General features: G+C 66.6%; 7 protein-coding genes. 3 read left to right on the top strand and 4 right to left on the bottom strand.

From position 1 onward, the window contains the following. The first annotated feature begins 3 nt into the window (after positions 1-3). Together ACFW6D_RS20730 and ACFW6D_RS20725 are read left to right on the top strand one after the other, a co-directional pair. Entirely contained in the window at positions 4-1,548 is a 1,545-nt protein-coding gene (locus ACFW6D_RS20730; protein WP_379330425.1) for an acyl-CoA carboxylase subunit beta, read from the top strand. Positions 1,549-1,685: 137 nt separating this feature from the next. Next, positions 1,686-2,267 carry a Uma2 family endonuclease gene (locus ACFW6D_RS20725; RefSeq protein ID WP_379330423.1) on the top strand — a complete coding sequence of 194 codons (582 nt, stop codon included), beginning with the start codon at positions 1,686-1,688 and terminating at the stop codon, positions 2,265-2,267. Between the two features lie 93 nt (positions 2,268-2,360). Here ACFW6D_RS20725 and ACFW6D_RS20720 read toward each other — a convergent pair whose 3' ends face one another. Both ACFW6D_RS20720 and ACFW6D_RS20715 read right to left on the bottom strand, forming a co-directional pair. Beyond that, positions 2,361-2,858, bottom strand: a complete 498-nt coding sequence (locus ACFW6D_RS20720) for a peptidylprolyl isomerase (RefSeq protein ID WP_379236357.1) — start codon at positions 2,856-2,858, stop codon at positions 2,361-2,363. Between the two features lie 371 nt (positions 2,859-3,229). Beyond that, a complete protein-coding gene (locus tag ACFW6D_RS20715) occupies positions 3,230-3,877 on the bottom strand; it encodes a hypothetical protein (protein WP_379330421.1) in 648 nt (215 codons plus the stop codon). Between the two features lie 420 nt (positions 3,878-4,297). Between ACFW6D_RS20715 and ACFW6D_RS20710 the strand changes: the two genes are divergently transcribed. Further along, positions 4,298-7,630, top strand: a complete 3,333-nt coding sequence (locus tag ACFW6D_RS20710; RefSeq protein WP_379330419.1) for an arabinosyltransferase domain-containing protein — start codon at positions 4,298-4,300, stop codon at positions 7,628-7,630. 114 nt (positions 7,631-7,744) lie between these two features. On the opposite strand, the gene ACFW6D_RS20705 is transcribed toward ACFW6D_RS20710, so the two are convergent. Further along, positions 7,745-7,885, bottom strand: a complete 141-nt coding sequence (locus ACFW6D_RS20705; RefSeq protein WP_379330417.1) for a hypothetical protein — start codon at positions 7,883-7,885, stop codon at positions 7,745-7,747. Positions 7,886-8,057: 172 nt separating this feature from the next. After that, positions 8,058-11,408 (bottom strand): arabinosyltransferase domain-containing protein, encoded by a 3,351-nt coding sequence (locus ACFW6D_RS20700; RefSeq protein WP_379330415.1) that lies wholly within the window; start codon positions 11,406-11,408, stop codon positions 8,058-8,060. Positions 11,409-11,537: the final 129 nt, after the last annotated feature.

Below are 11,537 nucleotides of genomic sequence, written 5' to 3'. Positions count from 1 at the left end.
TAAGTGAGCACGACCGCCGAAAAGCTTGCCGATCTGCACGAGCGGCTCGAGCTCGCCAAGGAGCCCGCCGGCGCGAAGGGCATCGCCAAGCGGGCGCACAAGGGCATTCCCAGTGCTCGCGACCGGATCAACCAGCTGCTCGATCCCGGCACCTTCGTCGAGATCGGCGCGCTGGTGCGCAAGCCCGGCGACCCGACCGCGCTCTACGGTGACGGCGTCGTCGTCGGGCACGGCAAGATCGAGGGTCGCCCGGTGGCGGTGTTCTCCCATGATCAGACCGTGTACGGCGGTTCGGTCGGTGAGGCGTTCGGGCGCAAGCTGTGCGGGTTGATGCAGTACGCGTCGAAGGTCGGCATTCCGCTGGTCGGCATCAACGATTCCGGTGGCGCGCGCGTGCAGGAGGCGATCAGCTCGCTCGCCTGGTACGCCTGGATGGCCACCAATCTCGAGCCGCTGTCGGGCATGGTTCCGCTGGTTTCGGTGATCCTCGGCAACTGCGCCGGTGGTGCGGTGTACGAGCCGATCTGCACCGATGTGGTGGTCGCGACCGAGTCGGCGCACATGTTCGTCACCGGCCCGAAGATCATCAAAGAGGTCACCGGCGAGGACGTGAGCCTCGAGGAACTCGGTGGCGCGCGCACGCAGGCCCAGTACGGCAACATCCACCACGTTGCCAAGGACGAGGAGGCGGCGTTCGCCTGGGTGCGCGAGTACCTGGGTTACATGCCGAGCAGCTGCCAGGAACTGCCGCCGGTGGTGAACCCCGGCCTGGAGCCGGAGATCACCGATTCCGACCGCGAGCTGAACACGTTCATGCCCGATTCCGACAATGCCGGCTACGACATGTACGACATCCTGCTGCGCATCTTCGACGACGGTGAGTTCAAGGAGATCAGCGCCGACACCGGCCAGAACATCATCACCGGCTTCGCCCGCATCGACGGCCGCACCGTCGGCGTCGTCGCCAACCAGCCGATGGCCGCCGCGGGTGCCCTCGACGCCCGCGCCTCCGACAAGGCCTCGCACTTCGTGCGCCTGTGCGACGCCTTCGAGATCCCGCTGATCTTCGTCGTCGACACCCCCGGCTTCCTGCCCGGCGTCGAACAGGAGAAGGTCGGCGTCATCAAGCGCGGCGGCCGCTTCCTGTTCTCCTACGTCGAGGCCTCGGTCCCCAAGATCACCCTGGTGGTCCGCAAGTCCTACGGCGGCGGCTACGCGGTCATGGGCTCCAAGCAGCTGGGCGCCGACATCAACCTCGCCTGGCCCACCGCCCGCATCGCGGTCATGGGCGCGGAAGGCGCGGTAAGCCTCCTCGGCGCAGCCCAAATCGCGGCAGCCCCCGAAGACCAGCGCGCCGCCATCCGCCAAAACCTGATCAACTTCTACAACGAAAACGTAGCCACCCCCTGGGTAGCCGCCGAACGCGGTTTCATCGACGCCATCATCGAACCGGCAACCACCCGCCTCGAACTCCGCCGAGCCCTGAAGTTGCTCCAAGACAAGAAGATCCAGCGCAACCCCCGCAAGCACCACGTGTTGCCGCTGTAATCAGATCCCCCGAACGGGCCGCTACGGAAACCACCGAGCGGCCCGTTTTTGCGCGCGCAGGGTGCGACTGCGCGCTTGGGCAGTTGAAAGGCGCTTCGAGCGGCCCATTTGCGCAGGCCATTGGGTATCGTTGTGCCATGACCGCAGCGCCTGAGCCGCTCATGACGACCGGGGAGTTCGAAGAACTCGCTCGCGTTGCCGGTCACGTCTCGGAGGGTGTTCGGCTGGAGTACATCGAGGGGAAGCTGGGGGCGAAAGCAGTGCCGGACGGGGACCATGACTGCGTGCTCGAATGGCTGATGCGCATCCTGCTCGTGCTTCGGCCCGAACTGTGGCTCTTTCCGGAACGCGGCTTGAAGATCGACTCCTACCGCACGGGCCGAGCGCGACCGGACGGCACCCTGGCGCCGACTGGAGTATTCGCAGGCCAATCAGAGTGGGCAGACCCCGCCCCGGTCCTGATGGTCGTCGAAGTAACCTCCCACGACCAAGACACCGACCGTCGCGACCGCTGCGAAAAGCCTCGCGCGTACGCCCGGACGGGGATCCCGGTCTACCTCTTGATCGACCGAGAAAAAGGCTGCGTCGTAGTCCGCAGCAACCCGGTTGACGGAGAATACGAGCGAATCCTGATCCAGCCGTTCGGGGCCGAGGTCTCGATCCCGGCCCCGGTAGGTATCAGCCTCGACACCGAGCCACTGAAAGCGTGGGTTTCCTGAGTCGGGTCTGTCGCTGTCAGTAGTTCGATGCGCGTTGTACCCGGGCCGCCACCGAGGGAATCGGTGGCGGCCCGGTGCGCTGCGTCGAGAAGATTAAGCGACGGAAGCGGATTCGATGATGACGTCGTCGACGGGGACGTCCTGGTGGGGGCCCGCGCTGCCGGTGTTGACGGCGGCGATCTTGTCGACCACCTCGAAGCCGTCGGTGACCTTGCCGAAGACGGCGTAGCCCCAGCCCTGGCCCTGGGGGGCGGAGTGGTTGAGGAAGGCGTTGTCGGCGATGTTGATGAAGAACTGGGCGGTGGCCGAGTGGGGGTCGTTGGTGCGGGCCATCGCGACGGTGTACTTGTCGTTCTTCAGGCCGTTGGTGGCCTCGTTCTGGATCGGGGCCTTGGTCGGCTTCTGCTTCAGGCCGGGTTCGAAGCCGCCGCCCTGCACCATGAAGTTGGGGATGACGCGGTGGAACACGGTGCCGGCGTAGTGGCCCGAGTTCACGTAGTCGACGAAGTTGGCGACCGTGTTCGGCGCGGCCTGGTCGTCCAACTCGAGCACGATCGGTCCGTAATTGGTTTCGAGATTCACCTTGGTCATGCCGTCGAGTCTAGGGAGCGCGGAGGTCAGGAAGGGAGCGGGGGTCCGGGCGGGCGCGTCGCAACATCTACTCCCGCGTGCGCCCGGACTGGATAATCGCGGTAATCCCATCCGAGATGGATAACCATCCGGACTGATTCTCATGGGCATTCGAACCATATGGACGGCACCGGAAGAGTGTTTCGGACGCACCTGGGAAATGCCGAAATCCGCGCACTCACCGCAAGTGCACGGTATTGCCCGCGGAGTAGGGTTCGCAATATGTGGACCCGCGTGCGCATTACTGCGCACGCGGGTCTTTATCGCATGAATTTCACCGAATTCGAAGTGACTTCGTCGCGTTACCCGTCACCCGAATATTCCCGATGGAATCAGGGGCCGACCGTGATCGGCACCGCGGGTGTGGTGGAGTTGGCCACCTTGTAGGTACCCGTCACCGTGCCGGTGGTGGAGCTGGTCGGGCAGCCGAATCCGCCGGTCACCTTGATCGGTGCCGACGCATTGGACAGCGAGACCGTGGAAGGCGCCCCATTGGTCCAGGTGCCGGCGATCGAGGCAGGTGCGGTGGGCGCGACCACGGCGGTGCACGAGGCGAGGCCGCTGGTCTTGATCACCATGCCGCCGGTGGGAATCGCCAGGCTACCAGTGATGGGCGTGCCGTTCTGAGCGGTGATCCCCCAGCTGCCGCTGGTGGTGATGGTGGCGCTGACACCCCACATGCTGGTGGTGCAGCCGGAGAAGGTCGGCGCCCCGATCGACACCGAAACGGGTCCGCTCGGGTTCGTGTTCCCGGGTGCGGCGGGTACCGCGCCGGTCGTGCCGGAGCTGGTGCAGGTGACGGTCACGCTGCCCGCCACGAATTTCACCGTGCCCGAATTGGTCGCCGTCACATTCGCGCCCGCGGGTGCGATGGTGGTGGAGCCGGCCGCTTGGGCCGGTCCGATTCCGAAGGTGGCCGCCGCTGCCGCGCAACTCACGGAAACCATCGCCGCGCGCGCAAATACCTTTTTGTCGAACATTGCGTACTCCTAGGGTGAAACTGACAGCCATTCGAAGTGAAGCTGTCGTATTTAAGAATACAAGCGCAATTGTTTGGCGTGCATGATTCGTTCAGCTGATTTCGTGCGCGAAGGAACCTTGGTGATTTTCGTCCCGGACCTGCATTCTCGCCCTTAAAATGCGGGATCGCCATGCGGTCCGATGTTATTGCCACGCTTTCGATCAATATGTATTTTGCATACTGCTACCATCGGAAAACTTCTGTGCCGACTGGGGATGTCCACAGGCGCCGTGCCGATGGAAAAATTGATAGCCGATAGGCATGACACTAAAACGGCACGGTCCCGCCGCACCCGCCGACTGCTGTCAAGACGGCCTGACTCCACACCCGGTGAGAGCGACCCCTCAGAACCAGGGGCGGACAGATACCATGGCGAACCGTGCCAGACGCCGCAACAGCTGTTCTCACCAAGCCGCCCGCAGAACCGGTGGCATCCGCGAAGGACTTCCGGATCGCGCGATGGATCGCGATCGTCGCCGGGATCCTCGGTGCCCTGTTCGCGGTGGCAACGCCGTTCCTGCCGGTCACTCAGACGACCGCGCAACTGAACTGGCCACAGAACGGCACGCTCGGAAACCTGCAGGCGCCGTTGATGTCGCAGGTGCCGATCGATCTGAATGTGTCGATTCCGTGTAGCGCCGTGTCGACCCTGCCCGAACAGGGCGGGATGCTGCTGGCGACCGCGCCCCCGCAGGGCGATGCGGCGGCGTTGGAGGCGCTGTTCGTGCGCGTGTCCGATACCGCGGTGGATGTGGTGGATCGCAACGCGGTGGTGGCGACGGCGGAGCGGTCGGCGATGGACGGGTGTTCGGCGATCCACATCAGCTCCGATCAGTCGCGCACGAGTGCGGAGTTCGTGGGGCTGACCAAGCAGGTCGAGCGGCCGATCGCCGGTCAGCCGGGTGCGATGGAAACCGTGCAGGTGCCCGTGCAGGGTCAGCTCGCCGGTGACCTCCGCCCGCAGATCGTCGGTGTGTTCACCGATCTGAAGGGTGAGGTGCCGCAGGGTCTTTCGCTGACCTCGACGATCGACACCCGGTTCTCCTCGAGCCCGTCGCTGATCAAGCTGGTCGCGATCATCGCGGCCGTGCTGTGCACCCTGCTGGCGCTTGCCGCGCTGGGCCGCCTCGACGGCAGTGACGGGCGCGGGCACCGCCGCTTCCTGCCGCGTAACTGGTTGAAGCCGACGTGGGCCGACGGCGCGGTGATCGGCACGCTGCTGATCTGGCATTTCGTCGGCGCCAACACCTCCGACGACGGCTACATCCTGTCGATGGTGCGCGTGGCCCCCGACGCGGGCTATACGGCCAACTACTTCCGCTGGTACGGCGTCCCCGAGGCGCCGTTCGGCTGGTACTACTACGTGATCCAGGTGTTCGCCGAGATCTCCACGGCCAGCCCGTGGGTGCGCGTCCCGGCGCTGCTCTGCGCGATCCTGTGCTGGATGGTGATCAGCCGCGAAGTGGTCCCGCGCCTTGGCAATGCGGTGAAGCGCTCGCAGGTGGCGCTGTGGACCGGCGGACTGGTGTTCCTGGCGTTCTGGCTGCCGTTCGACAATGGCCTGCGCTCGGAACCGATCGTGGCGCTGGGCGCCCTGCTCACCTGGGTGTCGATCGAACGCGCCATCGCCACCGGTCGCCTGCTGCCCGCGGGTATCGCGGTGCTGATCGCGGCGTTCACCCTCGCCGCCGCACCCACCGGTTTGATGTGTATCGCCGCGCTGCTGGCGGGTATCCGGCCGCTGGTGCGGATCATCGTGCGCCGTCATCGCCAGTTCGGCACGACCGCGCTGCTCGCACCGATCGCGTCGGCCGGTCTGCTGGTGCTCACGGTCGTCTACGGCGACCAGACCTTCGCGGGCATCCAGGAAGCCAACCGGGTGCGTCAGGCCACCGGCCCGAACCTGGCCTGGTACGAGGACTACCTGCGCTACTACTACATGTTCGTCGAGACCGTCGACGGGTCGCTGGCCAGGCGCTTCGCCTTCCTGGTGATGCTGCTGTGCCTGTTCACCACGCTGCTGGTGCTGCTGCGGCGTCGTCAGGTACCCGGCATCGCGTCGGGTCCGACCTGGCGGTTGATGGGGATCGTCTTCGGCACGATCTTCTTCATGATGTTCAACCCCACCAAGTGGACCCACCACTTCGGTGCCTACGCGGGCATCGCGGGTGGGCTCGCGGCGGTGACCGCGGTGGCGGTGTCGCAGAGCGCGCTGCGTTCACGCAAGAACCGGGCGATCTTCCTGGCCGGGTTGCTGTTCGTGCTCGCGCTGTCGTTCTCCGGCATCAACGGCTACTGGTACGTGTCCAGCTATGGCGTGCCGTGGTTCGACCGCACCATCTCGCTGCGCGGCATCAACTCCAACACCGTGATGCTGATCCTGTTCGGTGTGGCCTTGGCGCTGGTCGGCTGGTACGCCCTGCGTGAGGATTACGTGAAGCCGGTGCCGTCGGCGAAGACCAAGCGCGGCAAGCGGATTCGCAAGTTCGCCGCCATCCCGCTGACCGTCGTGGTCGGGCTGATGGTGCTGTTCGAAGTGGTGTCGTTGATCAAGGGCGCGACCCAGCAGTACCCCGGGTACTCGCTCGGCCGATCCAACATCGACGCGCTGAGCAACAACTCGTGCGGCCTGGCCAACGATGTGCTGGTCGAAGCCGACCCCAACGGCGGCAGGCTCGACCCGATCGTCGACCCGGCCCGCCCGTTCACCAACCCCGACGATCCCCTCGCAGGCACCGGCTCGGTCGGCTTCACCCCCAACGGTGTGCCGGGCGACCTGTCCGCCGACGCGGTCGAGGTGAAGCCGGGCACCGGCAACACCAGCAACCAGTCGGTCGGCGCGGCCTTCGCCGAAGGTGAGAGCGCGGGCACCGGCGGCGGCGAGGGCGCACGCGGCATCAACGGTTCCACCGTGGCGCTGCCGTTCGGCCTCGACCCGGCGCAGACCCCGATTCTCGGCTCCTACCAGGAGGGCATGCAGCAGCCCGCCCACCTGGAATCGGCCTGGTACGGGCTGCCCGCCCGCTCGGACGACTCGCCGCTGGTCGTGATCAGCGCGGCCGGTCGCATCGCCTCCAAGGACGACGCCGGCGCCGACAAGTACGGGCAGGCGCTGTTCGTCGAATACGGCACCCGCAACCCCGACGGCAGCGTCAACGTCCTCGGCGCCTACCAGCCGCGCGATATCGGCCCTGCCCCGTCGTGGCGCAACCTGCGCGTGCCGCTGGCCGACCTCCCGGCCGAGGTCAACGCGGTGCGCATCATGGTCAACGACCCGATCCTGATCGGCGACCAGTGGCTGGCGTTCACCCCGCCGCGGGTGCCGAAGCTGCAGAGCCTCGACACCTTCATCGGCCGCGACCAGCCGGTACTGCTCGACTGGGCCGTCGGCCTGCAGTTCCCGTGCCAGCGTCCGTTCGCGCACCGCAACGGCGTGGCCGAGGTGCCGAACTACCGGATCCTGCCGGACCGTCCGCTGGCGATCTCGTCGACCGACACCTGGCAGGCGCAGGAGTTCGGTGGACCGCTCGGCATGACGCAGATGCTGGCGGCCCGGGTCACCATCCCGACCTATCTGAAGGACGACTGGGCCCGCGACTGGGGTTCGCTGGAACGCTACGACCAGTACGCGAAGGCGACTCCCGCCCAACTCGAGACCGGCACCGCAACCCGCAACGGCCTGTGGAGCCCGGGACCTCTGAGAGTCTTCTAGCCCGGTTTCCCTGTTCTCGGAGTTAAGCGCCGAGAACCGCGGCGCCAGCCGCAAAAGATAAAGGCGCGGACCACATAGTGTGGTTCGCGCCTTTTCGGTCGTGTGCGGCAGGAGTCAGACGTTGAGCATGCGACGGTTCAGGTCGCGGCGTAAAACCTCTTGTGAAGGCAGTCTTTCCAGTACCCGCATTACGGCCGGTCGTAGTTCCAGCTTCTCGTCGTTGCTGAGCAACTCGACGAGATCTCGTAGATCCATGTCATCGAAGGCTCCTGTCATACCCACCAGGGTACGTGCTCAAACGTGCAGGCACAGGTCCTTTACGCTGTCATTTACAGGTGTTTCATCTAATCGAAACCCTAACGGGCACTGAGTTTTTCGTAAGAGACACGCACAAGTGCCCGGTCACTGCCCTTGCGCTGCCACTGTCTCACTGTGCCCGAATTGCCGGTTCTTTCGCTAGACCCGACTGATCGATCACCCTCACCCCGATCTCCGCGGGCGGTGCGGGCTGATACGGCGTGAACCGCTCCAGCGAGCCCCAATCGCGGCCGAGATCGTGGTCGAGATAGGTGGGCACAGTCTCGGCCTTCAAGAGCAGATTTGTCCACCCGAGCGGGCCGCCGCCGATGTCGTCCTGCCAGGCATTGGATGCGTCGGACCCGACCCGATCGGGCAGAATCCGCCACTTCGGGGCCTCCGCGACGCCGTCGTGGTGTTCGAACGGGCGCTGGCAGGGGAACGCGAGGCCGACATGCCAGTCCAGCAGCACGGGGTCCTGATGGCCGACCACCGAGTCGAGGGTGACCAGTTTCGGCAGCCTGGGCGGGGTGACCGCGAGCCACTGCTTTCCGGTGATGTCGTTGTCCGCAGCGACCAAGCGCACCGCGTTCACCCCCTCGGGCAGCTGGTCGATCGGGACGCGCAGGTTGCGCCACGACGGCGACGGGCCGATGTCCAGGGGGGCCAAGGAGCCGGTCACGTCGACGGAACCGTCGGCGGCGCGGGTGCCGTATTCCACGCGCAGGTCCTGGCCGTAGTGCACGACGCCGTCGGTGTCGACGTAGCGGATGCGCCCGGCCGCGGTGATCACGAGGGCCTGGTAGGCGGGATCGTGGCGCACGCTGTCGCCGAGGTCGACGCGATACCACTGCGAGGTCAGCTTCGCCTGCTGCTGCACGCCGTCCTGGAAGGAACCGAGGACCGGCGTGCGGGCGGGGTCGAGGCCGAACGGGAGGGCGACGGTACTGCCGTTGATGCCGGGTTCGGCGCTGGTGCCGCCGCCCGTGCCCGCGCCGGTGGTCTTGGTGGTCTTGTTGGCGGAATCCTTGTCGACCGAGTTGGCGCCGCCGACCACGGTCTCGTCGGCGTCGGCGGTGAGGTCGTCGGCCACGCCGTCGGGGGTGAAGCCGGTGGATTCGGCGTTCAGGCCGTCGGCGGGGGAGCCGGTGTAGGGGGTGAGCAGGGAGTCGGCCGTATTCGACTCCACCAGAACATCATTGGCGAGGGCGCACGTATTGCCCTGCAGTGAATTGATATTCGACTTCGCGATGGAATACGCGGGGTACTGGGTGATCGCGCCCTTGGCCATCGACGCCACTTCGAACAGCACCAGCAGTGCTGCCGCGATGGTCAGCGGCATGGTGGCGAAGCGGTCGAAACGTGCTGTCGCTCTCAGCTTTCGATAGGGAGCGCGCAGGTGGAAATACAGTGCGACCAGCAGGGCGAGAATGCTGAGTCCGAGGAACAGCGTCGAAACACCCTTGCCCGCCACCATCGGCGCTTTGTCCCAGAACGGCACGCCGAAACTCGATACGTACCACCAGCCGTTGGAGCCGGTGAACGTCATCGCGAGCAGGAACAACACGGCAGCCGTGAAGAGCGCTCGGTTGCGTGGAGCCTTGATTCCGTTGGTGCCCACCGCAACCGCGGCCAGCGCCGCCAGCGAACCGGCCAGGCCCGCGTAGACGCCGAAGTGGTGGGTCCACTTGGTGGGCGTCCACATCATCAGCAGCAGGGCCGCGAAGACGATGCCGAGGATGCGCACCGACGGGCCGCGCGCGGTGCCGGGGATACGACCCTTGCGCAACACCTGCAGGATGCACACGAGCAGGCACAGCAGCATCACCAGCACGCCGAACCGGCGGGCCAGTGAGCCGTCGGGGGAGAGCATGAACAGCGAGTCCCAGCGGGTGCGTTCGTCGAACCAGGCGACGTTCGGGCCAACGAGGGTACGGACGCGGGTGGCCTCCATGACGGTGGCGAGCGTCTGGTCTGCGAAGACGATGATGAGCACCAGGGTGCCTGCGGCGATTCCTGGGGCCAGGAGTGCTGCGTAGCGGAAGATCTTGGTGCCCAACGACAATCGTGGTGCTGGTTCGTCCGATGTGACCCCCTCGTCGCTGTCCGCCGGGCGCAGACCCTGGGCGCGTTTGATGATGATCTGCATGACCGGCCGGGTGCCCGCGATCATGGCGGCGATACAGATCAGGCCCGTCGGGCCCGCTGCCAGCGAGAACGCGGCGACGAGGATCGCCAGTGCGGCAGGCAGCAGTCGCGCGGTGGCGATGGCGCGTTCGATGAGGCACCAGGTGAGCAGGGCGCCCGCCGCGATCAGCGGTTCGGGGCGAAGGCCGTTGTCGTAGGGGAGCCAGAAGGCCAGGAACACCAGGCCCGCCGTCCACAGCGCCACCTTGTCGCGGCGCACGCGAGCGCCCAAGCGGGGCAGCACCTCTCGGCTGATCACCGCCCAGCAGAGGAGTCCGGCGGCGAGCGCGGGCAGGCGCATCCACGGGCTGGCGTCGGAGATCTTCGTCATCCAGGCGAGTACCTCGTAGGACCAGCCGAACGGCGCCTCCGGCACCCCGAACCAGCGGTAGTAGTTCGCCATATAGCCCGACGGGCCCGACGCGCGGGCCATATTGAGGATGTAGCCGTCGTCGGAGGTGTTGGCGCCGATCACGTGCCAGCCGAGCAGCGTCGCGACCACCACCACATCGGTGGGGGTGATCCGCCACCAGTGCCGGGGCAGGAAGTGGCGGGCGCGGCGGCCGTCGGTGGTGTCGAGCAGGTGCAGGGCGATCAGCGCGAGCAGGGTGAAGACACCGGCGCCGATCATCGCCGCCAGTTTCAGCGTGGTCGGCGTGGAGGTGAAGCGGGAGTCGATATCGGCGTGCAGCCGGGCGCCGGTGAGAGCCGTCGCGTCGAGGTCGGTGTAGACGCCGACGATCTGCGGGCGCTTGTCGACGGTGACGGTGTTGCGGAACGGGGTGCCGTCCTTGCGGGTCACACCGACGAACTCCACCGTGGTGGCCTCGATGGTGGACTCGATCGAGATCCGGTCGCAGTGCGCGATCTCCTCGATCGGCGCCGACAGCATCGGCACATCGCGGGCCTGCACGGTGACCACCCCGTCGCGGGCGATCACACTCAGGCCACGCGCGAGCTGACCGGACTCGACCGGGATCGTGGTCAGCAGGGTCGTCGGCTGCGGGGTCGCGTTCTGGCCTTCGGGCCCGCGCACATCGCTGCCGGGTAGCCCGCGCAGCACCGGGCACGGCAGCTGCGCGTCGAGCCGCTGCGGCACATACGACACCAGCGGCGCCTCGACACTCGTCGCGCCTGCCTGCGGCCAGTCCAGGCTCGCGCGGTCTTGGCGAACCGGCAGTAGCGGAGTGAGCAGGGCGAGCACGAACCCGAGTAGCCCACAGACGAGGGCGATCAGGCGGTATCGGGTGAACGCACGTTCAGATCGGTCCGGCACGGGGGTGATGCTATCCATCGAACCTGTGCGCGAGTGGGCGCCGCTCGGTCGGACCCGTCGAGCGAGCCCGGTCATCGTCGCCTTCGACGGCGACGGGATCCGATCGTGTGATCGGAGGCGGCCGTCGGACGTCGCAGGTCAGCGGGT

The sequence above is a fragment of the Nocardia sp. NPDC058705 genome, from assembly GCF_042749305.1.
Lineage (GTDB): Bacteria > Actinomycetota > Actinomycetes > Mycobacteriales > Mycobacteriaceae > Nocardia.
Note: the sequence above shows the minus strand (reverse complement) of the source record. Positions and strands in the feature narration are given on the sequence as shown.